The sequence below is a fragment of the Brevibacillus sp. YAE8 genome (assembly GCF_057543335.1).
This window is the reverse complement of record NZ_BAAIYG010000041.1, coordinates 1-25,546: the sequence shown is the minus strand read 5'-3', so window position 1 is coordinate 25,546 and position 25,546 is coordinate 1. Positions and strand designations below refer to the sequence as shown.

Annotated in this window: 25 protein-coding genes and 1 rRNA gene; 21 read left to right on the top strand and 5 right to left on the bottom strand. The window is 56.6% G+C overall.

Annotated elements, in window-relative coordinates; genetic code table 11:
• Both AC27IT_RS26085 and AC27IT_RS26080 read left to right on the top strand, forming a co-directional pair.
• Nucleotides 1-113: ribosomal RNA gene (locus AC27IT_RS26085) — 23S ribosomal RNA — on the top strand; the annotation flags it as partial.
• 172 nt (nt 114-285) lie between these two features.
• Nucleotides 286-1,065: a DUF2161 domain-containing phosphodiesterase gene (locus tag AC27IT_RS26080; protein WP_487092184.1), complete on the top strand. Its 780-nt coding sequence runs from the start codon at nt 286-288 to the stop codon at nt 1,063-1,065.
• Nucleotides 1,066-1,151: 86 nt separating this feature from the next.
• On the opposite strand, the gene AC27IT_RS26075 is transcribed toward AC27IT_RS26080, so the two are convergent.
• The 3 genes from AC27IT_RS26075 to AC27IT_RS26065 are packed head-to-tail and all read right to left on the bottom strand — an operon-like array spanning nt 1,152 to nt 2,958.
• A complete protein-coding gene (locus AC27IT_RS26075) occupies nt 1,152-2,357 on the bottom strand; it encodes an NAD(P)/FAD-dependent oxidoreductase (protein ID WP_025844058.1) in 1,206 nt (401 codons plus the stop codon).
• A complete protein-coding gene (locus AC27IT_RS26070) occupies nt 2,354-2,689 on the bottom strand; it encodes a (2Fe-2S)-binding protein (RefSeq protein ID WP_005834664.1) in 336 nt (111 codons plus the stop codon). Before AC27IT_RS26070 ends, AC27IT_RS26075 begins: the two co-directional genes overlap by 4 nt.
• A complete protein-coding gene (locus AC27IT_RS26065) occupies nt 2,686-2,958 on the bottom strand; it encodes a (2Fe-2S)-binding protein (RefSeq protein ID WP_005834662.1) in 273 nt (90 codons plus the stop codon). Before AC27IT_RS26065 ends, AC27IT_RS26070 begins: the two co-directional genes overlap by 4 nt.
• Before the next feature lie 182 nt (nt 2,959-3,140).
• On the opposite strand from AC27IT_RS26065, the gene AC27IT_RS26060 reads away from it, so the two are divergent.
• Both AC27IT_RS26060 and AC27IT_RS26055 read left to right on the top strand, forming a co-directional pair.
• Complete coding sequence (locus tag AC27IT_RS26060) at nt 3,141-4,208, top strand: M24 family metallopeptidase (protein ID WP_005834660.1); 1,068 nt, start codon at nt 3,141-3,143, stop codon at nt 4,206-4,208.
• Between the two features lie 236 nt (nt 4,209-4,444).
• Complete coding sequence (locus AC27IT_RS26055) at nt 4,445-6,109, top strand: peptide ABC transporter substrate-binding protein (protein WP_429777942.1); 1,665 nt, start codon at nt 4,445-4,447, stop codon at nt 6,107-6,109.
• Here the strand turns inward: AC27IT_RS26055 and AC27IT_RS26050 are convergent.
• Together AC27IT_RS26050 and AC27IT_RS26045 are read right to left on the bottom strand one after the other, a co-directional pair.
• A complete protein-coding gene (locus AC27IT_RS26050; protein WP_487092183.1) occupies nt 6,016-6,474 on the bottom strand; it encodes a hypothetical protein in 459 nt (152 codons plus the stop codon). The two genes, AC27IT_RS26055 and AC27IT_RS26050, sit on opposite strands and share 94 nt — an antisense overlap.
• Nucleotides 6,475-6,786: 312 nt before the next feature.
• The gene (locus tag AC27IT_RS26045) at nt 6,787-8,511 is read right to left on the bottom strand and encodes a sigma-54 interaction domain-containing protein (protein WP_025844061.1); all 1,725 of its coding nucleotides are present in this window, start codon (nt 8,509-8,511) and stop codon (nt 6,787-6,789) included.
• A gap of 203 nt (nt 8,512-8,714) precedes the next feature.
• Between AC27IT_RS26045 and AC27IT_RS26040 the strand changes: the two genes are divergently transcribed.
• From AC27IT_RS26040 to AC27IT_RS25960, 17 genes are all read left to right on the top strand, one after another.
• Complete coding sequence (locus tag AC27IT_RS26040; protein ID WP_007787517.1) at nt 8,715-9,908, top strand: NAD(P)/FAD-dependent oxidoreductase; 1,194 nt, start codon at nt 8,715-8,717, stop codon at nt 9,906-9,908.
• Nucleotides 9,905-10,930: a proline racemase family protein gene (locus AC27IT_RS26035; RefSeq protein ID WP_025844062.1), complete on the top strand. Its 1,026-nt coding sequence runs from the start codon at nt 9,905-9,907 to the stop codon at nt 10,928-10,930. The genes AC27IT_RS26040 and AC27IT_RS26035 overlap by 4 nt, the downstream gene beginning before the upstream one ends.
• Before the next feature lie 27 nt (nt 10,931-10,957).
• The gene (locus tag AC27IT_RS26030; RefSeq protein ID WP_025844063.1) at nt 10,958-11,842 is read left to right on the top strand and encodes a dihydrodipicolinate synthase family protein; all 885 of its coding nucleotides are present in this window, start codon (nt 10,958-10,960) and stop codon (nt 11,840-11,842) included.
• 15 nt (nt 11,843-11,857) lie between these two features.
• Nucleotides 11,858-13,297 carry an aldehyde dehydrogenase family protein gene (locus AC27IT_RS26025; protein WP_005834646.1) on the top strand — a complete coding sequence of 480 codons (1,440 nt, stop codon included), beginning with the start codon at nt 11,858-11,860 and terminating at the stop codon, nt 13,295-13,297.
• Nucleotides 13,298-13,331: 34 nt separating this feature from the next.
• The gene (locus AC27IT_RS26020) at nt 13,332-14,336 is read left to right on the top strand and encodes a proline racemase family protein (protein ID WP_429791049.1); all 1,005 of its coding nucleotides are present in this window, start codon (nt 13,332-13,334) and stop codon (nt 14,334-14,336) included.
• Nucleotides 14,337-14,573: 237 nt separating this feature from the next.
• A complete protein-coding gene (locus AC27IT_RS26015; RefSeq protein WP_005834642.1) occupies nt 14,574-14,939 on the top strand; it encodes a YisL family protein in 366 nt (121 codons plus the stop codon).
• A gap of 300 nt (nt 14,940-15,239) precedes the next feature.
• Nucleotides 15,240-16,121: a MurR/RpiR family transcriptional regulator gene (locus tag AC27IT_RS26010; RefSeq protein WP_007785845.1), complete on the top strand. Its 882-nt coding sequence runs from the start codon at nt 15,240-15,242 to the stop codon at nt 16,119-16,121.
• Between the two features lie 15 nt (nt 16,122-16,136).
• The gene (nagB, locus tag AC27IT_RS26005) at nt 16,137-16,895 is read left to right on the top strand and encodes a glucosamine-6-phosphate deaminase (protein WP_487092181.1); all 759 of its coding nucleotides are present in this window, start codon (nt 16,137-16,139) and stop codon (nt 16,893-16,895) included.
• 124 nt (nt 16,896-17,019) lie between these two features.
• On the top strand, nt 17,020-17,772 hold the full coding sequence (gene hemQ, locus AC27IT_RS26000) for a hydrogen peroxide-dependent heme synthase (protein WP_007785852.1): 753 nt from the start codon (nt 17,020-17,022) through the stop codon (nt 17,770-17,772).
• 123 nt (nt 17,773-17,895) lie between these two features.
• Nucleotides 17,896-20,142 (top strand): S-layer homology domain-containing protein, encoded by a 2,247-nt coding sequence (locus AC27IT_RS25995; RefSeq protein WP_487092180.1) that lies wholly within the window; start codon nt 17,896-17,898, stop codon nt 20,140-20,142.
• 178 nt (nt 20,143-20,320) lie between these two features.
• Nucleotides 20,321-20,734, top strand: a complete 414-nt coding sequence (locus tag AC27IT_RS25990; protein WP_035317474.1) for a zinc-ribbon domain-containing protein — start codon at nt 20,321-20,323, stop codon at nt 20,732-20,734.
• Between the two features lie 156 nt (nt 20,735-20,890).
• Nucleotides 20,891-21,898, top strand: a complete 1,008-nt coding sequence (locus AC27IT_RS25985; protein ID WP_081494723.1) for an aromatic acid exporter family protein — start codon at nt 20,891-20,893, stop codon at nt 21,896-21,898.
• 209 nt (nt 21,899-22,107) lie between these two features.
• A complete protein-coding gene (locus AC27IT_RS25980; protein ID WP_005834628.1) occupies nt 22,108-22,830 on the top strand; it encodes an amino acid ABC transporter ATP-binding protein in 723 nt (240 codons plus the stop codon).
• A 25-nt stretch (nt 22,831-22,855) separates the two neighbouring features.
• Entirely contained in the window at nt 22,856-23,671 is an 816-nt protein-coding gene (locus AC27IT_RS25975) for an ABC transporter substrate-binding protein (RefSeq protein ID WP_005834626.1), read from the top strand.
• Between the two features lie 65 nt (nt 23,672-23,736).
• Entirely contained in the window at nt 23,737-24,423 is a 687-nt protein-coding gene (locus tag AC27IT_RS25970) for an amino acid ABC transporter permease (protein ID WP_005828582.1), read from the top strand.
• A 27-nt stretch (nt 24,424-24,450) separates the two neighbouring features.
• Nucleotides 24,451-25,182 carry an IclR family transcriptional regulator gene (locus AC27IT_RS25965; RefSeq protein ID WP_487092179.1) on the top strand — a complete coding sequence of 244 codons (732 nt, stop codon included), beginning with the start codon at nt 24,451-24,453 and terminating at the stop codon, nt 25,180-25,182.
• Nucleotides 25,183-25,427: 245 nt separating this feature from the next.
• The coding region (locus tag AC27IT_RS25960) for a transposase (protein WP_487092185.1) at nt 25,428-25,546 on the top strand (119 nt) is incomplete at its 3' end.

Genomic DNA, 25,546 nt, shown 5'->3' with positions numbered 1-25,546 from the left:
CCACAGCGTTAAGCTGGTAAGACCCCTCATAGACGATGAGGTTGATAGGTTCGGTGTGGAAGCGCGGCAACGCGTGGAGCTGACGAATACTAATCGGTCGAGGACTTATCCACACATTTCTTAGCAAGCATGCAGATCCAGTTTTCAGGGAATGAACGAAATAATTGCGTAAAAAGCCGTGCAGATACTATTGCGTGGCTTTTTTTGCATATAGCCGCCCAAACTCGCCTGGATTTATAGCTATGCTAGATGAAGAACAAAACAGTCGCGAAAAAGGAGAAGCCCATGAAGCAAAAGCCGGTCAAACGATATGAAGCAGACATGTACGCGCCCATTCGCGACTATTTTGTCGGGCAGGGTTATGAGGTCTTTGGAGAGGTCAATCATTGCGATTTGACAGCGATCAAGGAAGACGAGCTGATTATCGTCGAGTTCAAGCGCAACTTGAGTGTAGAGCTGCTCATCCAGGCCGCCAAGCGGCAGCGCTTTACCGACCATGTGTACGTCGCCATTCCGAAGCCCAAATACAAATTGTTTTCGAAAAAGTGGCAAGACGTCGTTTATCTCATCAGAAGACTGGAGCTTGGCTTGATCCTCGTCTCTTTTCCCAAAAAAGGCGCTGTCATGGAGCTGAGCATTGCTCCTGTGCCGTTTGATCGGGAAAGAAGCAAGCAGTTCAACAAAAGAAAACGGGCACGCATTATTCAGGAGATGCGGGGGAGATACGGCGATTACAATGTGGGGGGCAGCAACCAGACAAAGATCATGACGGCGTACAAACAAGGCTGCATTCAGATCGCCGCGCTGCTTCAGCACTATGGCCCACTTGCGCCCAAGGCGTTGAAAGAAAAAGGAGCGACAGACAAAGCGTCATCCATCCTCAGCAAAAATTATTACGGCTGGTTCACGCGGATCAAGCGAGGCGTGTACGCTCTCACCCCTACAGGAGAGAAGGAGCTGGCAGCTTATCCAGAGCTTGTCGACCATTACATAAGCATGGCAGAAGACACCATTTCCCCTTCCGATGGGGAAATGGGCCAGTCCAACCCTGCTGCAGCACAATGAGCAGCAAAAAAGAGCAGACCCATCCGCAACGGTAAGCGAATGGGCTGCTCTTTTCGTTTCGGCACCGAGGCATGATGCCAAAACCCTTACCGCCCAGCCCACGCAGCGGCCATTTTCCCGACCTGCGCGCGTCCAGCCGCAATATCCGGGTGGAACTGGATCGTGGCGTTTTTGCGCACATGGTTGACATGGTGGAGCGCCTGGGTGAGCAAAGAATCGTCGGCGAGCAGCCCGGCCGCTTTCGCCATCGCCAGGCCTGCGACGGTTCCCTGGCTCATGGCGACTTTGGCGCTCTCGATTCCGGTAATATTGCCTGCGACGTACAGTCCGGGCAAAGGCGATTGCATGCATTCGTTGTGCAACGGAACGTGCCCGCCCAATGCCGGGATGTAAGCGAACGGGCACCCGGCAATCGCGGCCAGCTCCGCCAGCGGGCTTAACCCGCCCGCGATGCAGACGAAATCGGCAGAAAGGAATCGCTCGCTGCCAGGAACGGGCGTGCCGTCTGGCGAGATGCGCGCAGCCCGGACCCCTTCGACCTGTGAGGTGCCCACGATCTCCAAGGCAGCCGTCCGCAGATGAATCGGTATATCCCACATGGGCACGCCCTGTGCAGGATAGAGCGAAACGGCCAGCCGCTGCATCCACGCGCTGCCCATCAGCTTGCTGCCCCAGCGAATCAACGGCGAGGGGGCGAGATGGGCAACGCGCAGCAAAGACCGCATGATTTCGTGCGGGTGACCGGCATTGCCGCTTACAGCAGACTGGAGAGGCAGAATCATTTGCTCGACGTGTACGCCAGCGAGCTGCAGCTCTCGCGCGATGGCGACGGACAAAATGTTGACGCCGATCACGACGCCTTTTTTGCCTACGCGAACGCGCTGCACGTTCGTCATCACCTGGGCCGCTCCGATCGACATCACGCCGGGCAGCGTCCAGCCGGGGACGGGAACGGCAGTCTCTGACGCCCCGGTAGCGATCAGAAGCAGGGGAGCTTCCCATTCGCCTTCTGTCGTAGAAATACGCCAGCGATCTTCACAGCAGGCAATGTCGTAGACGGAGACCCCACAGCACATTTGGACGCCAAGCTCTTTTGCCTCCTGATCGAGACGTGCGGCTTCGGCCAGCCCGTTCCACCACACTCCGTCCGGTTCCTCGTGCAACTGTCCCAGCAGCCTGCCGCCAGGCCGATAAAATTCGTCTACGACTCGAACAGAAAGTCCTTGCCGGGCGCTGGCGATTGCAGCGGACAAGCCAGCGGGACCTGCGCCGATGATGAGAGCGTCGATCAATTCGCATGCCCTCCTTTTTTCAACGGGGTCGGCAAAACGGAACCTGCTGTCACCCGCATGCCTTCCTGCACGAGCGTCATGCACGCCCGCACCGTGGGAACTCCGTCCACGTGCACGCGACATTCGTAGCAGTGGCCGATGTTGCAGTAAATTCCGCGCGGGCTGCCCGTTTCTTCATGCACTCGAAGCGTGCGCACGCCAGCGGCCAAAAGCGCTCCGGCAATCGTTTCCCCTTCGTAAGCCGTGTAGACAGAACCGTTAAATTCAAACTGGACGGAATGCCTCTCTTCCAAGGAACCAAGCACAGGGTGATGGAGGATGCGCTGGCTCATGAGCTTCTCCCTCCAAGCGCTTGAAACGAGATCGGCCGCACAGGCGGCTGGTAGCCAAGCGGGATTGTATGAGTAGGCACTTGGCCTGTGGCTTGCGCGACAATTTGGTCGACGAGAATCCGGCACGTTCTCCCGCCGCAGCAGCCCATGCCGGCTCTGGTCCGCAATTTCAACTCGCGCGCCGTGCATTGGTACTCACGGGCAGTCGTGAGCAGTTCTTCCAGAGATACTTCCTCGCAGCGGCAAACGATCAACTGCTGTGTGTCCATGCTGAAAGCCTCCTTTTCGTTGGTACGGTTAGCAAAATGCAAGTGTCGTGCCATATTTGCCCGCAGAATGCTAAAATAAAGACGAGGCACAGAAGCAAACAGAGGGTGGCCTGCGCGCTTGGCACGAGGATTGCTTGCATAAAAGAACGAAAATGACACAGAGGCTGAAAGGGATGACCAGAATGGACAAATTGACGCGACTGCGCGCACAATTCGATGCATGGGGAATAGACGGAATACTCATAACAAACGGGCAAAATCGCCGCTATTTGACCAACTTTACCGGAACGTACGGCGTCGTACTCATTTCCCGGGATGAGGCCAAGCTGTTTACGGATTTTCGCTATACCGAGCAGGCAAAAGCCCAGGCAACGGACTTCGAGATCGTGTTTTTGCCGACGAAAGACGCTGTTTACGGAGAAATCGCCCGCCAGGCCCAGGAGCTGGGCATCCACACATTGGGCTTTGAAGAGGAGAACATGACGTTTGCCCTGCACCGCAAATACGCCGACGTCGTCAAGGCACGCCTGCTGCCTACCGCGGGGGTGATCGAGGGCATTCGCATGAGAAAGACCCCGGACGAGCTGGGAAAAATCAAGACGGCGGCGCAGATTGCGGACGCCGCTTTCGCACATATTTTAACTGTTTTGCGTCCAGGCATCACCGAGCTCGATGTGTCTAATGAGCTGGAAATGTTCATGCGCAAGGAAGGAGCGACAGGCTCTGCTTTTGACATCATTATCGCCTCCGGTCATCGTTCCGCTCTGCCTCACGGGGTAGCAAGCGACAAAAAGATCGAAGCTGGCGACATGGTAACGATGGATTTCGGCGCGCTGTATCAAGGGTATCGTTCGGACATTACCCGTACAGTGGCGGTCGGAGAGCCGAATGAACAGCTCAAAGAAATTTACGCCATCGTCCTGGAGGCGCGCAACCGCGCAGTGGCGGGCATTCGCCCCGGAATCTCGGGAAAAGCAGCAGACGCCCTCGCCCGGGACTATATTGCGCAGCACGGATATGGCGAGCGTTTCGGCCACGGGATGGGGCATGGCGTCGGACTGGACATTCATGAGGAGCCATTCATGTCTGTACGCTGCGAGGCAATTCTCGCACCAGGCATGGTCCTGACCGTCGAGCCGGGCATTTACATCCCGGGGCTGGGCGGCGTCCGCATCGAGGACGATCTCGTTGTGACCGAAACAGGCAACGATGTGCTGACCCATTCGCCGCGCGAACTCATCATTTTGTAGAAAAGAACCAGGACCCTTGACTGCGGCAAAAAGTCGAGGGTCTTTTTGTATGCGCGAACGCTGCCAGTTCCAGCGTGTGTGTCTAATAGCTGAAACAGTTTTTTTATCAGGTGTATAAAAATATGTACAGTCAGTTGGCGCGTGTCGAAGTTTCCCGCTTTTTCCTGTTGGCACACATTTTGCAAATTCAGTATTTTGTGAAATGTTAATCATTTTCGAGACAAGGGGTTGATCGCGTGAAAAAAAGTATGTTCGCATTAATCAGCAGTATCGCGGTACTAGGGACGGCGCTGGCAGGATGTGGAGGGGGACAGCAGGCAGCACAGACAACGAGCGAGCCAGCGGCTTCTGGACAAGCACAAGGAAACGCTCAGCCAGCCCCGGCGGAAAAATCTTCAGGGTCACAAGTGTTGCGCTGGAACCTGCACTCTGAGCCGCCGACAGGCGATCCGGGACTGGCCGAGGACACGACTTCTGCGGCAATCGTAAAAGCTCTTTTTGACGGGCTGACACGGATTGGGCCTTCCGGGAAGCCGGAGGAGGCAGTTGCGGAAAAAATCGAGGTGTCTCCCGATCTGAAAACCTACACCTTCAAGCTGCGCGACTCGCACTGGAGCAACGGCGATCCGGTCACCGCCCACGATTTTGAATACGCCTGGAAGCGTGCCCTGGACCCTAAGACCGCTTCCAACTACGCCTACCAGCTCTACTACATCAAAAACGCCGAGAAAGCGAACAAAGGAAACGGCAGCCTGGACGAAGTCGGCGTCAAAGCGCTTGACGACAAAACTTTGCAAGTAGAGCTGGCCAATCCGACTCCGTTCTTTTTGGAACTGACAGCTTTCCAGACTTATTTCCCGGTAAATAAAAAAGTGGTCGAGTCAGCGGACAACTGGGCTGGCGACGCCAAGACGCATATCGGAAACGGTCCGTTCAAAATGGAGAGCTGGGAGCACAAGAACAAGATGGTATTGGTCAAAAACGACCACTACTGGGACAAAGATAGCGTCAAGCTGGACAAAATCGAATTTTCCATGGTAGAGGACGAAAATACAGAGCTGTCGATGTTTGAAAATGGCGAGATCGACTGGGCTGGTGCGCCGCTCAGTTCGCTGCCGATTGATGCCATGCCTGTTTTGAAAGACAGCGGGAAACTGCAAGTAAAGCCAGTCGGTGCGACCTACTGGTACAAGTTCAACACAGAAAAACCCCCGTTTAACAACGTAAAAATCCGCAAAGCTTTTGCCTACTCGATCAACCGCCAAACGCTGATTGACAACGTTCTCCAAGCCAATCAGCAGCCTGCCATGGGCGCTGTTCCTCCCACGATGGCATTGAACCCGGATGGTTACTTCAAGGACAACGATCAGGAAACCGCCAAAAAGCTGCTGGAAGAAGGCATGAAAGAGCTCGGCCTCTCCAAGCTGCCGCCGATTACGCTCGTGTACAACACATCGGAAGGACATAAAAAAATTGCCGAGGCGATTCAGGACCAGTGGCGCAAATATCTCGGCGTCGAAGTGAAGCTGGAAAATCAGGAGTGGAAAGTTTACCTGGAAACGATGCACGAGGGGAATTACCAGGTGGGACGTCTCGGCTGGTCCGGCGACTTCAACGACCCGATCAACTTCCTGGAGCTGTTCAAGGAAAAGGACGGCGGAAACAACGACACGCGCTGGGAAAATCCGAAGTTCAAGGAGCTTTTGAACCAGTCCGCGACAGAGAAAGATCCGGAAAAGCGCAAGGCGATCTTGCGGGAAGCCGAGCAAATCCTGATGGATGAAATGCCGATCGTGCCGATTTACTTTTACACGCATACGTGGGTGAAAAACGACAAAGTAAAAGGCGTCTTCCAGGACGGCTTGGGCGCCATCGACTGGAAATGGACGTCTGTCGAGTAACGGGCGAACGGGGCGAGATCGTGCAGATCGGGGGGAAGATCGGGATGATTGTCGTAGCCGCACAGGTGTGATGGATGCTTTTTGCGGATAGAGGGAGGCAGCGTGGTCGGGGGGCTTTTTTTGCGAGTAGCGGCAATCGTATGCAGTCGCGGCGACGGGTACGGGGAGCAAGCGCGTGCCTGTGATCTGCCGCACGCAGACGCTGGCGCGTCCCGAAGCTGCGGACAAAGCTGTGCCACAACGACAAAGGAGGAATCAACCGTGGAATTGATTCGCATTTTGTCTGAGGTGTTGCCGCCCAAAAAGGGGCGAAGCTGCCGGGAGCTGCGCCTGCGCTTTTGCAGCTTTTTTCTCCGGAAAAACACGAGCAGGCGCCGCCGTTAGGGGACAGCAGCTTCGAGTGAACAGAGGCGAGGCTGGCATGACGGCGCTGCTGCCGAGCCAAAACGTCCCGTTTCGCGGTCCGAGGGTGAGACGGGATATTTCATGCTTGCACAGCGTTGGTGTATAAGGAGGCTGGAGAGGCCGAGCTGCTTGGCAGTTGATACGTGCTTGTTCCCTGCTTGGTGCCGCTTCAGCAGAGTCAGCATACAGACTGCGTTCAGCTTCGTGAGCGTAATCGAGTGAAAGAGGCCCCCTGGCTCCCCTTGCGCGTTGCTTTTGTATCCAAGCCAGGCTCAAGACTGCTTATTCAACTTGTTATACAAAGTGGCCCTTGAGATGCCGAGCCGTTTGGCTGCCGCCTGCTTGTTGCCGTTTTCCAGCTCTATGGCCCGCTGGATGACGCGGCGTTCGTGGGCTTCCAGCTCCTCCTGCAAAGAGAAGAGATCGTCCGGGAGTTGGACGGGCGACTGTTTGGCCTTCGTTTGCAGCGAGTACGGCAAATCCTCTTCCTTGATGATCCCGTCCGTCGCGAAGACGACCAGCCGTTCGATGGCGTTGCGCAGCTCGCGAATGTTGCCCGGCCAGTCGTATTGCAAAAGGTTTTGCATGACGTTTTGCGAGATCGCGTGGATGGGCCGATTGTAGCGCAAGGAAAACTCGTAGAGGAAAAAATGGGCAAGCTCGACCGTGTCCTCGATCCGGTGGCGGAGAGGCGGGATGGCGAGAGTGACGACGTTGAGCCGATAATACAAGTCCTCGCGAAACTTCCCTTCGCGGATCATTTCTTCCAGGTTTTTGTTCGTGGCCGCGACCACGCGAAAATCGGCTTCGATCTGCTTCGTGCCGCCGACCGGATAATACTTTTTCTCTTGCAGCACGCGCAGCAGCTTCACCTGCATCTCGAGTGGCATTTCGCCTACTTCGTCGAGAAACAGCGTCCCACCCCGGGCCAGCTCGATCATTCCTTTTTTCCCTTTTTGATCGGCGCCGGAAAAGGCTCCTTTTTCGTAGCCGAACAGCTCGCTCTCAAACAGAGTGGGAGAGATCGCGCCGCAGTTGATGGCGATAAACGGGGCGTTTGCGCCTTCCCGCACGTCGTGCACCGCCTTGGCGAACAGCTCCTTGCCGACGCCGCTTTCCCCGATAATCAGGACGGTCGCCTGGGTGGCGCCGAGCTTTTGAATCATTGCTTTGATCTGGCGAATGGCGAGGCTCGTGCCTTTGATTTGCCGGAACGGATCGGGCGCGGAGCTGAGCTTGGCCACTTCCTGCTGCAAATGGTTCACTTTTTTGTTCGCGTTCAACAGCTCCTGGTTCAGCCGAACCTGGCTGGTGATATCGGTTTCGGCTGCGACGGCGCCGATGATTTTCTCATGCAGGTAGATCGGCTTGGTGTTGATGAGCACGACGAGGTCCTCGCGCGGCTGGTGCTGGTGACGGTACAGCGACTGGCCGTTTTGCAGCGACCGGAGCGTCTCCAGCATGTCGCGCGGGAAAAAGTCGGTGATCGGGCGGCCGAGGATGTCTTTTGCCTTCAACGAAAAAATGCGCTCGGCCCCCTCGGTCCAGACCATGACCCGCGTCTGTTCGTCGATGACGGATATCGAGGCGTCCATCGTCTGGATCATCGTATCGAAGTACGCCTCCAGCACTTCGTAAGCGGTGAAAACCGCTTGCAGGACAGAAGCGCGTTCAAGATAGCCGACAGGCTCGCCCGCTGCATCGGCAACGAGAAGGTAGCTGTATGTGTCGAGCAGGCGGATGGCTTGGGGGAGCGTGCTGTCGCAGGCGACCACGACCGTCTTTGCCCAATGGAGCGGCGTGCTGTCGCCGGGTGAGCCGGCAGCATCATCCGCGTTTGCGTGCGCGGGACAGGCGACGTGCCAGCCTGCAGGCAACAGAGCAAACACGGGAATGTCTTTTGCTGCTTGCCGAAAACGAAAGGCTTGGTTGTGCTCGCGGCAAATCTGCATATTCGTCTGCATCAGCTCTGTCAAGGCTGGCAGCTTGTGGTTCATTCCGATCAGTCCTTTGCAGGGAGTGTATAAAAATGTAAACACATTCTCAGTAATTATACAGTTGCTCATCAGGTTGTAAAACAATTTAGACAGAAATTTTGCGAATCTTCGCTATACGGGTTTGGCACGGCATTTGCAAAAGGAACAGGTGTAACGATTTGATGAGAAGCTGTTGAGCAAAAAGCTGTTGAGGAGAATCAGCCATGACACGACAAACCCATGCGCAGATTGCGGTAATCGGCGGCGGCATCATCGGCGCGGCGATTGCCTACTACACGGCCAAGGCCGGACTGGATGTGGTCGTTCTCGAAAAAGGCGAGCTGGCGTCAGGTACGTCCTCGCGTTGTGACGGGAACATTTTGGCGATTGACAAGGACCCCGGCTTTGACAGCCAGATGTCCCTGCAAAGCCAGATGCTCGTCGCCCAACTGACCCGGGAGCTGGAGCATTCGTTTGAATACCGGGCGTTGGGCAGTATTCTCGTGTGCGAGTCGGAGGCGGAGATGGAGGCGGCGAACGAATGGGTGCGGCGGCAAAAGGAAGCGGGCCTGCCGTTTCGGATGCTCGACCGCGCAGACATCAGGCAGGAGTCGCCCTACTTCGCCGACGATTTGCTCGGCGGATTGGAGTGCGCCACAGACTCGACGGTTAATCCGTACATGCTGACCTTTGCCCTGTTTGAAGGGGCGAAAAAGCACGGGGCCAAAATTATGCGGCGCACCGAGGTCAAAGCGCTTCGCCGCGACGAGGCGACGGGAGCGTTTCAGCTTGAACTGAGCACAGGCAGCATGACGGCGCGGCAGGTGGTAAATGCGGCGGGCGTGTGGGCGCCTGTCATCGGGCAGATGGTCGGCGTCGATATTCCGATCGTGCCGCGAAAAGGACATCTGCTCGTCGCCTCCCGCCAGCTTCCGGTCGGGCTTCGCAAGGTGATGGAGTTTGGCTATCTGATTTCCAAGTTCGGCGGGGTGCGGCAGGTCGACGCCGAGACGGAAAAGTACGGGGTGGCGCTGGTGTTTGAACCGACGGAAAGCCAAAACTTTTTGATCGGCTCCAGCCGCCAGTTCGTCGGCTTCGACACGCGCATTGATCTGAATGTCGTGCGGTGCATGGCGAGAAGGGCGCTCCGCTTTTATCCGAAGATCGCCGACTTTGCGATGATTCGCACCTATTGCGGCTTGCGTCCGTGGACAGAGGACCATTTGCCGATCATCTCCCGCGTCGAGGAAGTTCCCGGCTTTTTCATTGCGGCGGGGCATGAAGGGGACGGCATCAGCCTGGCGGCGGTCACGGGCAAGCTGATGTCCGAGCTGCTTCAGGAGCAGACGGACACGATTATCCCCACCGAGCCGCTGCGCTACGACCGATTCACGAGAAAAGAGGTGCTGCAGCGATGAAAGCAGCGAGAGTGTTTACGACGGTGGACACGCACACCGGGGGCAACCCGACCCGCACCGTCATCAGCGGCCTGCCGAAGCTCCAAGGGGAGACGATGGCAGAGAAGATGCTGCACATGCAAAAGGAATACGACTGGATTCGCACCCTGCTGATGTACGAGCCGCGCGGCCATGACGTCATGTCAGGCGCTCTCGTGGTGGAGCCGTGCCATCCCGAGGCCGACGTAGGCGTGATCTACATCGAAACCGGCGGCTATTTGCCGATGTGCGGCCACGACACGATCGGGCTGTGCACAGCCTTGGTGGAGACCGGGATGATCCCCGTGAGCGAGCCGCTGACGAGGCTCAAGCTCGATACCCCGGCAGGGTTGGTCGAGGTGGATATCGAGGTCGAGCAGGGCAAGGCGAAAGAAGTTTCGTTTACGAACATCCCCGCTTTTCTGTACAAGCAGGACGTGACCGTCACAGTGGAGGGCATCGGTCCGGTTACGTGCGATCTCGCCTACGGTGGAAATTTTTACGCCATCACGGACGCGCGGGCGCTCGGGCTTGAGCTGGTGCCAGCCAATGCCGCTACGATTGTCGACACGGCTGTACGCATCCGCAAAGCGATCAATCAGGCGGTAGAAGTCGTCCATCCGGCGAAGCCGTTTATCCGCGGGCTGACCCATGTGGAGTTTTACACAAACCCGAGCACGCCAGGGGCGGATGTGAAAAATACGGTCGTCGTGCCGCCGGGCGGAATCGACCGTTCGCCGTGCGGCACAGGCACGTCCGCCAAGCTGGCGACGCTGTTTGCCAAGGGGCAGATCGGCATAGGCGAGCCGTTTGTCCACGAGAGCATTGTCGGCTCGCTGTTTACCGGGACGGTACTCGCGACTGCCGAGGAAGGCGGCCTGCAAGCTGTCGTGACGCGGATCGCGGGCAGCGCCTGGCTGACGGGCAAGCACACGATTTTTTACCATCCCGAAGACGAGCTGGCACACGGCTTTTTGCTGATTCCGGCAGCGACGGACCATTGAAACCGAGAGTTGAGAGGAGAATGAACGATGGGCAGATTTGAAGGGGTATATGTAGCGATCGTCACGCCGTTTACGCACGATTACGAGGTAGATTACAAGCGCCTGACAGAGTTGTGCGACTGGTTGATCCAGGAAGGCGTAAACGGCCTCGTGCCATCCGGTTCCTTGGGCGAATACGCCACGATGACAGGCGAAGAGCGGGCGAAAGTCATCCATACAGTCATCGCCGCCGCAAAAGGCCGCGTCCCGGTCGTAGTCGGCTCGGCGGCGCCTTCGACCCGCCAGGCGGTGGAGTGGGTGCAATTTTCTAAAGATGCGGGAGCAGAGGGCGTCATGGCGCTGCCGCCGATCAACTACAAGCCGCTGGAAAACGAAGTGTTTGCCCACTACGAGGCGCTGAACACCGTCGGCTTGCCGATTATCGCCTACAACAACCCGCACGACTACAAGATCGACCTGACCCCGGACATATTGGCCCGGCTCGCGAAGCTGGAAAACATCGTGGCCGTCAAAGAGTTTTCCGGGGACGTGCGCCGCATGCAGGACATTCTCGCCCAGACGGACCTGGAAGTGATGGTCGGCGTGGACGATCTGGTCATGGAAGGCGGGCTGATCGGGGCGACAGGCTGGATCGCGGGCGTGCCGAATGCCTTGCCAAAAGAAGGCGTGGAGCTGTTCCGCCTGGCGCGGGCAGGCAAGCTCGCGGAGGCGCAAGCGCTGTACCGCAGGCTGCTGCCGCTGTTCCACTACGATGCGAGCCCGCAGCTCGTCCAGTCGATCAAGTACATGATGGAGCTGGCCGGATTCCCTGTCGGACCGACTCGTCCGCCGCGCCTCCCGCTCGCAGACGACTACTATGCGGGCATCAAAAAGGCGTTTGACTACGCAGTCGGCGCAGCCAGCGGACGATAAGGAGGCAGGTCAGGCATGCATAGCAAAAACTGGATCGGCGGCGAATGGATGACGCCGAAAGGAGCAGAGGCGACGGTGAAAAACCCGTCGCGTTTCGCAGAAGAAGTGGGAGTCTTGCACTTGTCCGACCGCTCGCATGCGTTTGCGGCGGCTGACGCAGCCCGCGCGGCGCAAGGCAAGTGGGCACGGCAAACAGGCGCTTTTCGCGGGGAAGTGCTGTATCAGATGGCTAGCGCCCTGGAGGCTCACGCAGACAGCCTGGCGCGACTCGCCAGCCGGGAGATGGGCAAGCAGCTTGGCGAAATGCGCGGAGAGGTGGCGCGCGGCATCAGTCTGCTGCGCTACTACGCGGGGGAAGGCATGCGCGCTCATGGCAGCCTGATTCCGTCTGCGGATACGGATGTTTTGCAGTACAGCCGCCGCGTACCGCTCGGTGTCGTGGCTGTCATTACGCCATGGAATTTTCCCGTCGCGATCCCGCTCTGGAAAATCGCTCCGGCGCTGATCTGCGGCAACGCCGTGATCTGGAAGCCGGCTGAGAACGGCTCTTTGACCGCGACGCGGCTGGCGGAGATTTTTGCCGAGACGAAGCTGCCAGCAGGGGTGCTCAATCTGGTGATCGGCAAAGGCAGGGAAATCGGGGCGGCTCTGACGGAGGAAGCGGCGGTGGACGCCGTCAGCTTCACAGGCTCGTCTGCGACAGGCAGACAGATCGCCATCGCCTGCGCGGGCCGCAACATCAAATACCAGACCGAGATGGGCGGAAAAAATGCGGCGGTCGTGCTGGCCGACGCCGATCTGGACAAAACCGTACCGATTCTGCTCAGCGGTGCCTTTCGCTCGGCCGGGCAAAAATGCACGGCGACGAGCCGGATCATTGTAGAAAAAGCAATCTACGAGCCGCTGGTCGAGCGCTTGCAGGCTGCGATCTCGCTTTGCAAGGTCGGGGATGCCTCCGATCTGGACGCCTACCTGGGACCTGTATCTTCCGCGGCCCAGTACGAGACAGTCGGGCGGTACGTGTCTCTCGCGGCAGCCGAAGCGAGGCTGGTGGCAGAAAGCCCGGCCTATGCAGAAGCGGAGCGGGGCTACTACATTCGCCCGCAGATCGTCGAAGGAGTGGCCGCCGATCATCCGCTGGTTCAGGAGGAAGTGTTCGGGCCTTTGGCCGTGCTTTTGACCGCAGATGGCTTTGACGAGGCCATCGAGCTGTGCAACCAGTCGGTGTACGGGCTGAGCGCATCGCTGTTCACCCGCGATCTGGCGAGTGCCCACCGCTTTTTGGACGTGGCGCAGGCAGGCATGGTTCGCGTCAATCAGGAGACGGCTGGCGTGGAATACCAGGCCCCGTTTGGCGGGATGAAGCAGTCCAGCTCGCATACGCGCGAGCAGGGGCAGGCGGCGCTCGACTTCTACAGCGCGACGAAAACGTGCGCGATCAAATACGCGTGGTAAACAGCGAAACCGAGCAGACAAAGGGTGGAGGAATATGAACATCCAGCAGTTGTTTACGACCATCGACGCCCACACCGGAGGGGAGCCGCTGCGGATCATCACGGGCGGCATCCCGCCGCTCAAGGGCGAGACGATTTTGGAGCAGCGTCGTTATTTCCGCGCGGAGCTGGATCACATCCGCCGCGTGCTAATGTACGAGCCGCGCGGCCACCACGGCATGTACGGCTGCGTCATGACGGCCCCGGTCAGCCCGGATGCGGCCTTTGGCGTGCTGTTCATGCACAACGAAGGCTACAGCACGATGTGTGGCCACGGAATTATCGCGGTGGTGACGGCGGCGATCGAGACCGGGCTGCTGCGGCTGGCTGACCCGGCGGAGCGCATCGTGATCGACAGCCCCGCAGGCCAGATCGTCGCACGCGCCCAGACAGAAGGGACGCGCGTCAAGTCAGTCGCATTTGAAAACGTCCCGTCCTTCGTCTTCGCAAAGGACGTGTCGATCGAGTGGGAGGGGCGTACGTTCCACGTCGATATCGCCTTTGGCGGCGCTTTTTACGCGGTCGTGCAGGCAAAAGACATCGGCGTCCAGGTCGAAATCGAGCAACTGGCGGCGCTGCAAGAGTGGGGCAGCCGGATCAAGGAGCAGATCGAGGCGCAGCTTGCGGTCGTTCATCCGCTTGAACCTGAGCTGGCGGGCATATACGGGGTAATTATTTCCGACGATCCGCGCGTGGAAGGCTCCGACCTGCGCAACGTGACCGTTTTCGCCGACAAGCAGATCGACCGCTCTCCGTGCGGCACAGGTACGGCGGCGCGGGTAGCGACGCTCTATGCCAGAGGGAAGCTCGTGGTCGGGGAACGGTTTGTGCACGAAGGGATCGTCGGCAGCCAGTTCGTCGGCACTGTGCTGGAAACGACGCAGGTTGGCGACTACCCGGCGGTCATTCCGTCCATCGCAGGCCGGGCTTTCATTACCGGCTTGCACCAGTTTGTCGTGGACCCGAGCGATCCGCTGAAAGACGGCTTCCTGCTGCGGTGACGAGAGGCGAAGATAGATAAAGATAGGCAGAGGCAAAGAGGCTGCACGCTGTGGCGGCCTCTTTTGCACGCGGTTTGTTTATGTGGGGGCTACACTACACGTGTTCCAGCGGCGCGACGGTTTCCAGTCAGCCCGGCATATAACCGTGTCACAATACTGCCACGCATCGGGGCATCTGCTTTTTACCGACACTTCTGTTATAATGGCTGGGACAAGTATAAATGAGGGAAAAAGGGGTTGAATGCTGTGCCGTATAAAGCGTTGCTCGAGTCCCACGTAGGTGGCTGGGAAGTCGCGATTGTGCTGTTGATCGTAGCCTACTTCCTGTACCGCGCGGGCAAGGAAAAGGCCGGAAAAATCGTACATATGCTGCTCAGACTCATGATGGTCATCATTCTCGTATCCGGCGCGTGGATGCTGTTCACCGTCCATGCCAGCGAAGTTTATTTTTACGTGAAAGGCTTGCTCGCGATCATCGCCTTCGGCTTGATCGAAATGTCGCTCGGCCGGGCGAAGAGACAGGAAGGCAGCATTGGCTTTTTCATCGGCTGTTTGGTCGTGCTGGTAGTCGTCATCATGCTTGGCTACCGCGTGTTCTCGTAAAAAACGGATGTTCGACAAAGCTTTCTCTTGCAGGCGGCGCTTGCGGGGGAAAGCTTTTTTGTTGGCAATGGAAGCTTTAGCAATATCGCAGCTTCAGGAGGCGAACGGCGTTTTTTGTGGAGAACAGTGCGGTTTCAGGAGAACGAACTGGTTTTTCATTGGAGAAATAATCCGCTTTTCACGAAAATAATGGCGGATAACTCCTTTTCTGATATAATGACGGTAGAAAGCAAGCTTCGATCCGAAAAATTCGGCAATCATACGAACGAGACCGGGCTTATGACCCAAGGGGGGAGCGACATGGCAGGACACACCGAGGAGCTGTCCAATCCGGGGCTGAAAAACAATACGCTTTTGCATATCCAAAGTCTTCTGCCCTCCTTTACGAAATCGGAGCAAAAAGTCGCGAGCATCGTCTTGCAGCAGACAGACAGCGTCATCTACTCATCCGTGATCGACCTCGCGGAAAAGGCGGGCGTGGGCGAGACGACCGTGTTGCGCTTTTGCCGGAAGATTGGTTTTCGCGGCTATCAGGAGTTCAAGCTGGCGCTGGCGCAGGAGCTGGTTGCGCCGGTGAAAAACTTGCACGGCGAAGTAGGCGAGGACGATTCGCTGGAGACGATGGCGCAAAAAGTAACGGCGACGAATCAGCAGGCGATTGCCGATACGGCGGCCTTGTTTGATCCGGAGCAGGTGGAGCGCTGCGTGGAGCTGTTGCAACAGGCGGGCACGATTCACTTTTACGGAGTGGGAACATCCGCCGTGACGGCACAGGACGCCAAGTACGCGTTTTTGCGGATCGGACTGCGGGTCGATGCGATGAGCGAGTCGCACCTGCAGGCGATGGCGGCGGCGACATTGGGACCGGGAGACGTGGCGGTCGGGCTGTCCGTGTCAGGCAGCACCAAGGACACGATCGACTCGCTGAAAGTCGCCAAGGAAGCCGGCGCGACGATCATTTGCATCACGCATTACCGCCGCTCGCCGATTACGAACGTGGCCGATATTACGCTTTTGACCGCCGCACAGGAAGGCCCGCTGCAAGGCGGCTCGCTGGCGGCGAAAATCGCCCAGTTGCACGTGCTGGACGTCATCTGCACGACGATTGCCTTGCGCAACAAGGAAAAAGCGCTCACGTACAAGGAACGGACGGCCAAGGCCGTGCTGGAGAGAAAATATTGACTGAGGTGAGATGAGTTGAAGCTCGTAATTGTCAAAGACTATCAGGAGATGAGCCGCAAAGCGGCGGAACTGCTCGCTCGGGAAGTGAAAAACCACCCGCAGACCGTCCTGGGGCTGGCGACGGGCGGCACTCCCGTAGGCATGTACCGGGAGCTGGTGAAGCTGCATCAGGAGGAGGGGATTGATTTTTCCCAGGCGAGCAGCTTTAACCTGGATGAATACGTCGGCCTGTCCTCTGCCCATCCGCAAAGCTATCGCGCCTACATGCAGGAAAACTTGTTCCGCCATATCAATCTGCCGCAGGAAAAAACGCACGTTCCGGCAGGCGATGCGAAAGATTTGGCGAAAGAATGCGCGCGCTACGAGGAAGCGATTCGCGAAGCGGGCGGAATCGACATTCAGGTGCTCGGGATCGGCAACAACGGGCACATCGGCTTTAATGAGCCAGGCTCATCCGCCGAGTCGACGACGCGCGTGGTCCAACTGACGCAGAGCACGATCGAAGCGAATGCCCGTTATTTTGCAAGCGTCGAGGAAGTGCCTACGCAAGCTGTCTCAATGGGGATCAAGACGATTCTCGGCGCGAAAAAAGTCGTGCTTTTGGCGAGCGGCGAGGCGAAGGCAGAAGCTGTGCGGCTGATGCTGGAAGGCGAGCCGACAGCGGATGTGCCCGCTTCCTTGCTCCAGCTTCACCCGGATGTGACAGTGATCGTAGACGAGACTGCGGCGAGCCAGCTTGGCGTGGCCGCAGCGAGCAGCGAAGACAAGCGGTAGCCGCCGGGCGCCGCTTGTTTCTTTGTTGTTCACCAATCTGTTCCGAATATATGCTCGTCCCTTATGCTATACTGGGAGTGTTGCCATGAGGTTGACCAGATTTTTCTAGAGGAGCTGATTTTCGATGAGCGCAAACGAAGCGTTGCTTACATTAGAAGGTTGGTACACGTATCATAATTTCCGCACCATCAATTGGGAAAAGTGGAGAGCGGCTTCGGCTGAAGAGCGTCAAGCAGCGCTGGACGAGCTGAACGGCCTGATCCAAACATGGGAAGCCAACGAAGCCGAGAACCAGGGCAGCACCGCTTTTTACTCCATCCTCGGACACAAGGCAGACCTCGTGTTCATGTTCCTGCGTCCGACCATGCAAGAACTCGACGAGATCAAGACTGCTTTCAATAAAACCCGCTTTGCTTCCTATACAGAAGCTCCTTACTCGTATGTATCTGTCGTCGAGCTGAGCAACTACGTACATAACCCGGGAGAAGATCCAAAAGCGAACCCGCACGTCCGCGACCGCCTGTATCCGATCCTGCCAAAATGGGAGCACATCTGCTTCTATCCGATGAACAAAAAGCGCGACCTGCAAGACAACTGGTACATGCTGAGCATGCAGGAGCGCCAGGAAATGATGCGCTCCCACGGCATGATCGGCCGCTCCTACGCTGGCCGCGTGAAGCAAATTATCGGCGGCTCCATCGGCTTCGACGATTGGGAGTGGGGCGTCACCTTGTTCGCCAACGATCCGCTGGAGTTCAAGCATATCGTCTACGAAATGCGCTTTGACGAAGTGAGTGCGCGCTTTGGCGAGTTCGGCAACTTCCTGGTTGGAAACGTGCTGAACAAAGAGACGCTCGCGAAAAAACTGGAAGTCTAGCAATCCGTCCAAAAGACCTGCTGTGCGGCCTGTCGCATCGGCGGGTCTTTTTTTTTACTGCATTTTCCAGATAAGATGGTAGAATAAGGAGGGACGTCCAAAGAAAGAGAGGAGAGGGTAGTTTTGCTACGAGGCACAAAATCGTGGGGGCTGGCAATGGGCATGTCGTCGTCTTTGCTGCTGACCACGCTGTTTGCAAATGCGGGGACAATCGGGGGAGCGCCGTTGGTTTACGCGGCCGAGCAGCCGACAGCGAAGACGTTGACGCAGGAAGAAGCGCTCAAGCAGGCGCAAAAATGGGTGGCGGTTCCGGCGGACTACAGGCTTTTGCGGGCGCGCTATGTCGGCGCAAACGAAGCGTATTCAACCGCGCCGATCTGGCGGGTGGTCTGGGAAAAAGCAAACGAAGCAAGTCTTTCTGTAACAATTGATGCGGTATCGGGAAAATTGTTGGACTATTCCAAGTATGGAGAAAACGAGAGTGGCGGAGGCTCAGCGCAAATTTCCAGAGAGCAAGCGGAAAAAGCGGCCACCGCATTTCTCGAGCGGGTAACGACAGCAGACGAGCGGGCACGCCTGTCCAAAGCAAATGAGTATGTGCCCCCTAATCAGCCTATGTTCCGCGGCGAACAGCGGGAATTTGTCACCTTTACCCGCGTGGAAAACGAGATTCCTTTTTTGGAAAACGGTTTTCGGTTCATCGTGGACCACAACGGGGAAGTGATGAGCTTCAGCCGGGAGTGGTACGAAGGCAAGCTGCCTGATGCCGCAAAGGTGATCGACAGCGCCGAAGCCGCGAAAAAGTGGGACGAGCAGGCTGCTCCTACTTTGCTGTTCAGCGACATGTCCATGTTCGGACGATCGCAGCGTCTGGCTCCCTTCCAGCTTGCGTACAAATACGAAGCGGACGATCCGCAATTCGTGGATGCAGCAACCGGACAACTGCTCAATGCGCTTGGCAAAGAGGCAAGCGCGAAAAACATCGAGCCGTTGGGAAATACGCATGCCAAAGCAGAGGAAAAACCGCTGATTTCAAAAGAAGAGGCGCAGCGAATTGCCGAGCAATACATCAAAAAGCTGCCAGGGTCATACCGCTCTGAGGGCAGCAACGGGGGCGGCACCAGCTCCGGCGTGGATGGGGTCGAGGTGCGCAGGTGGAGTTTCAGCTTCACGCCGCTTCAAGGAAACGGTTCGGGTGAGGAGCAGACAGAACTCAGTATCAACGACCGCGGCGAGCTGGTGGAATACAGTGTCAACGAGAATGCGCGATTCCAGAGATCAGGACAAAAATGGGAAAAGGCAGTCACCTGGGAGCAAGCAGAGGCATCCGCGCTCAAGCTGGTGCGTACCTTGTATGCGGACAGGCTCGGCGACATTTACCTGGTCAAACAATCCCCGTCAAAGGAGACGCTCCAGAGCATGCAGGAGAAGGGTCTGCCGTACGAGATTACGTTTGGCTGGCTGCAAGACGGCATCCCGATTGAATATGCGCAGTTCGCGGTAGAGGTCAATCCCGAGACCGGGGTAGCCGAGACACTGGACAACCGCAGCCGTTGGGACGGGACGCCGTTTGTCGGGGCAGTGGGCAAGGACATCGTGGACCGCGCTGCTGCGAAAAAGGCCGAGCAGAAGCAAAAAACGCTACAGTTGACCTATTATTTGCCGCAGGAAGAACCATTTCCGGTGCCGCCGCAGCCGCGCGAGCCGATTCTCGTGTATCGCTACGTAGGCGATGCGGGAGTTGTCCTGGCAGAGACGGGCGAATGGCTCAGCTTTGCCGAGGCGAAAAAACAGCAGAAGCCGAGCGACATCGAAGGCCATCCGCAGCAGGCGGCACTGGAACTGGCGCTGCGCATGAATTGGCTGAGCGCTGAAGACGGAAAATTGGAGCCGGATAAAGCCGTGACGCGCGGCGAGCTGATCCAGATGATCGGCCGTTTGACGAACCGGATCGAGTTCAACTACCTCCGGCCGCGTTTCTCCAGCGACGAACAACAGAAGCCTTACCCGTTTGCCGACGTGGATGTCAAACACCCGAATTACGCCGCGATCCAGAAAGGGCTGCAATACGGACTGATTCCGAAAACGGGCCAGACGTTTGCGCCAGACCGGACGGCGACGCGCGCCGATGCAGCAGATATCGTCGCCCGCCTGCTCGGCTACGGGGATGTGCTGGACAAGCCGGAGTTTTTTACAGTGCCGTATCAGGACGTGCCGAAAAAGCAGGTGCCGGCAGTGGCGTTGGCGACGGCTCACGGCCTGTTGAAAGGAAAGTCGGCAGCCTCGTTCGCGCCTGAGGGAACCGTATCGCGGGGAGACGTTGCGGAGGTAATGCAAGCCCTTTACGAGCTGAAAAAGACAAAGCAGTAGCCGCCCGAGCAATCGCCCGGTAGGCAGGACAAGCGGACACCATCATGGAGACGATGGTGTCTTTTTTCTTGGAAACCGATTTGTCATCAAAACGTACTTGTAATAGGATGGGAGAAATGCGTGGAACAAGAGAAACGCTTCCGGCAAAAACGTCCGGGAGGCGAGGGAGAGGGTGCGGATGAAAAGTATCAAGCCAGGAAGAGGGCCGTCGGCAATGGGGGCGGCCGGAAGCATCGCAGCCGTTGTTTTCGGCATTTTTTGGACGATCATGGCGTTTGTGATTACACAAGATTCGCCGTTTCCTATGGTCGGGACCATTTTTCCGCTGTTTGGCGTCGTGTTCGTCATTATAGGCATTGCGCAAGGTGTCTATCACTATAAAAACGCCACCGGAAAAGAACGGATGTCGCTCTACGATATTACCGATGCGAGCGAAGAAGGCGATCCGCTGAACCGCAAGTACGGCGGCGAGCGCGCAGCAGGGAAGCCGACAAGGACAGAAGCAGCGGGCGAAAAAGCGTTTTGCCCGTACTGCGGACAGCGCGTGCAGGCCGACTACCAATACTGTCCAGGCTGCGGGAAAAAAGTGTGACGGCGACAGCCTTTTGCCGACTACGCACTACGCTTGCAAGCCGCTTCGCTTCATGCAACGTTTACTTTTTTTAACAAAGTCTTGTCTTTGGTTCGCGGGCGCTTTTTGGTACAGTAAAGGAAAAGGGAAGCGACATCAGAGCGGAGGGGAACAAGACTGAGCTTTCTCAAACTGAAAATCGGCTATCGTACATTAAAAACGGCTATTGGGACGGCGATCTCGATCTTTTTGGCCCAGCAGCTTGATCTGATGTATCCGGCATCGGCGGGAATCATTACGATTCTTTGCATCCAGGTGACGGTCAAGCAGTCGTTTCGCACGGCGTGGAATCGGATCATGGCCAGCTTTCTCGGGCTGGGGATCGGGATGGCGCTGTTTTATTTTTTGGGCTACTCGCCGCTGGCTATCTTGCTTGCGATTCTTTTGTTTTTGCCGCTGGCCGTGCGCTTCGGGATTCAGGAAGGCTTCGTCAGCAGCATGGTCGTGCTCATGCATCTGTACTCGTCCGAGCGAATGGATCTTCCGCTGCTCTTGAACGAAGCGGGGCTGTTGGTGATCGGCGTGGGCGTCGCGCTGCTCGTGAACTTGTACATGCCGAGCCTGGACAAAGATTTGCGCGCGATGCAAAAGCAGGTGGAGCAGTTGTTCCGGCAAATTTTGCGGGAGTTCAGCTACTATTTGCGACACGGCGAGAGCGAGTGGGACGGAAAAGAGATGATCGAGGCGCCCGGTCTGCTGGAAAAAGCGATTCGGCTGGCGTCGCGCGACATCGACAACCGGCTGGGACGCCGGGATGATTCGTACTACCAGTATTTTGTTATGCGCGAAAAGCAGTTTGAGCTGCTGGAGCGGATGATGCCGATCGTGTCGTCGCTGGACACGCAGGTGCCGCAGAGCCACCGCATCGCGGACTTTCTCGAACAAATCAGCGCATCGGTGCATCCGGGCAATACGGCGTACCGCTTTATCGACCAACTTCGCCAGATGCGCGAGGAGATCAAAGAGTCGGAGCTTCCGCGCACGCGCGAGGAGTTCGAGACGCGGGCGTCGCTGTTTTACTTGTTGCGCGAGATCGAAAACTATTTATTCATCAAGCATGAGCTGGGCAAGAACAGTGACGACAAGAAGACAGCAGCCGTAAACAAGGCGAAGCCAGGCGCGTAAAGCCTGGCACAGCGACAGTGGCTTCCTCTGGTTGAAGAGCCGGAGGAAGCCGCTTTTTTTGGCGTTCATGCATATTTATTCAGCAAATTAAATTTTTCTTGAATGTCTGAAAATATACAATTATAATTTAAATCAGAAATCATTTCCGATATTCGGAAAAAGTATAAGAGGCAATCCATCCGGCAGCAGATAGATAGGGGGATAGCAGGATGATTGAGGTTAAGCAGCTTGTCAAATCTTTCGGCTCGCTCACGGTACTGAAAGGGGTAACGCTCAAGGTCGAGGAGAAAGAAGTCGTCGTCTTGCTCGGGGCCAGCGGTTCAGGCAAAAGTACGTTGCTGCGTTGCCTGAATTTTCTGGAGTTTCACGATGGCGGCGAAATCTGGATCAGCGGGCAGAAGATTGACCCGCACAAGACCAACCTGAACCATTTTCGCGAGAATGTGGGCATGGTCTTCCAGCACTTCAACCTGTTCCCGCACAAGACGGTACTGGAAAACGTGATCGAAGCGCCGGTGCACGTCAAAGGAATGAAGGCGGCGGAAGCGAAAGAGCTGGCGTACGAACTGCTGAAAAAAGTAAACATGCAGGATAAGGCGGATGTCTACCCGGACATGCTCTCGGGCGGACAGAAGCAGCGCGTGGCGATTGCGCGGGCGCTTGCGATGAAGCCGAAAATCATGCTTTTCGATGAACCTACCTCCGCACTTGACCCTGAGCTGGTCGGCGAAGTGTTGCAGGTAATGAAGCAGTTGGCAAAAGAAGGAATGACCATGATCGTCGTGACCCATGAGATGGGCTTCGCCCGCGAGGTTGCCGACCGGGCGGTGTTCATGCACGATGGTCAAATTTTGGAGCAAGGGCCGCCTAGTGCGTTCTTTGAAAACCCGCAGCATGAGAGAACAAAACAGTTTTTGGGCAGTATCCGCTAAAAAAGAGAAACAGGGGGAATTTCAGATGAAAAAACGTGCAAAATGGTCAGGAGTTTTGTTGTCGACCGTACTGTTGGGCTCGCTTTTGCTCGCGGCATGCGGCTCGCAGGAGAGCAGCGCGCCAGCAGGCGGCGGACAGGCAGCGGGCGGCGAAGGCAAAAAAGATTTTACGTACGCGATGAGCGGAGTGTACAAGCCGTTCAGCTTTAAAGAAAACGGAGAACTGACAGGCTTTGACGTGGAAATCGGCAAGGCTTTGGCGGAAAAAATGGGCATGAATCCGGTGCCGATCACAAACCCGTTTGAGACGATCATCCCTGGTCTGGAAGCGAAAAAATACGATACGATCATCGGCAGCTTGACGGTGACGCCAGAGCGGCAAAAGGTAGTTTCCTTCACGAACCCGTACTATCGCTCCGGCTCGCAAATTTTCGTCCAGGAGGGCAATACGACGATCAAGAGCAAGGAAGACCTGAAAGGCAAAAAGATCGGCGTCGTGAAGGCTTCCAACTACCTCGACTGGGCGAGAAAGCTGACGGATGAAGACAAGATCACGCAGTACGACAGCGATATTACGGCGTTGCTCGACTTGCCGACAGGACGCCTCGATGCGGTCATTACCGACCAGGTAGTAGGCTTGCGCTTTATTAAAGAGGGCGGCGGCAAAGTGATCGACGTCGGCGAACCGCTCAGCTACGATGAACAGGCGATTGCCGTGCGACTGGGCGACCAGGAGGCAGTCGACCGGATCAACAAGGCACTGGACGAAATCATTAAAGACGGCACCTATGAAACAATCAGCCAAAAATGGTTTGGCCGCAATATCCTGCAAAAACAATAAAGTGGGCAACGGGGTGTCCGGTCTGGACGCCCCCCTTTTTCCGCTTCATGTGAGGAGGATCTCCAATGATTATTGATATTTTCCTATCCAGTTATCCCCTTTTCCTTAAAGCGACATGGCTGACCGTGCAGCTTACGGCAGTCGCCCTCTTGCTCGGGTGCATCGTCGGTCTGGTCATTGCCTTTTTCCGCATATCCGATTCCAAGCCGCTCAACTACTTCGCGCACGTGTACATTACCGTCATTCGCGGCACGCCGCTGATCGTGCAAATTTGTATTTTGTACTTCGGGCTGGCGAACATGGTGACGCTCTCCCAGTTCTGGGCGGGGGCTATCGCGCTTGCGGTCCACAACGGCGCGTACATCGCCGAAATTTTCCGCGGCTCGATCCAGTCGATTGACCGCGGACAGATGGAAGCGTCGCGCTCGCTCGGGATGTCGTATCCGCTGGCGATGCGCCGGATTATTTTGCCGCAGGCGTTCCGCAGGGCGATTCCGGCGCTAGGCAACCAGTTCATCATCGGGCTGAAAGACTCGTCGCTGGTCGCGTACGTAGGAATGCAAGATTTGTGGGGGACCGGTCTCGGCGAGGCGGCTTCCAACTACAAGCAGTTGGAAACGTACATGGTTGTCGGCTTGTACTATCTCGTGCTGATTATGCTGTTCACTTATTTTGTCAACCGATTGGAAGCCAGGCTGGCCCGGGGAAGGGCGCCGAAAAAGCAAGACAAAGGGACGAGTGTTGCAGCGTAACGCACTTTTACGGAGGACGAAGCAATTATGGTTCAATCTATCGAGCGGACGATGAAAATTATCAGAGTGCTGATATCTGACGAAAAACCTGCCTGGCCGATTTCGGAGCTAGCTGACGCAACTGGCCTGCCCATCAGCACGCTCCATCGTTTTCTCGACTCGATGATCCAGTTCGGCCTGGTTGAGCAGGAGCCTGCGACCAAGCATTACAAGCCGGGATATACCTGGATGGAAATCGGCTTTATTCTGCATGAAAAGCTGAATTTGCGCGCCGTGGCGCGGCCGTTCATGGAGGAGCTGGCAAACGAGGTCGAGGAGAGCATTTTCCTCAACGTGCCGGCGGGGACAGATTCGATGCCGATCGAAAAGGTCGAAAGCCCGCTGAAAATCCGCATCGACGAGAATTTGGGGGAGCGCATTCCTCTCACGATTGGCGCTCCCAGCAAAATGATTCTCGCTCATGCCAAGGCGGCTGAAATCGCCAAGGTCGTCTCCGCGCAACTGCCCGAGCAGCGGCAGCAGGCATTTGTGGAGCAACTGGCAGCAGCGAAGCAGAACGGCTATGCCATCAGCTACGGGGAGAAAACGGAAGGGACGATGGCAGTCGCAGCCCCGGTCTTCGGCTACGGCAACCAGCTCGTGGCAGCCTTGTCGATCAATGCGCCGATCTTCCGGGTCCCGGAGGAAAGGCTGCCGCAGCTCATTAAAAAAGTAAAAGAGAAGGCCACCGCGATTTCGGCAAGAATCGGCGGAGCCTAGATCAAACCTCCATTCCCGGATGAACGGATGGAGGTTTGATTTTTTCTAATGCTTACAGATTTTCCGAACGAGAAAGCCCGCTACGGTGCGATAGCACCCCCCTTTAGGGGCGGGATGAGAGTGAGGTCAAATACGGAGTACCACGAATAAATCGAAGGTTTGTGGTACTTCAAGTATTTGAAAATTCCACTCTTTTTTGTTGTTCATATGTTGTAGTATATAAAGAAAACTGATACAATAGGTGTATGAACGAATACAGAAGAACAAGCACAACCCTTTCATTATTAAACTACCATTTTGTGTTCTGCCCTCGGTACAGAAGAAAGATTTTTCTGCAAGCAGATGTAGAACAACGCTTCAAAGA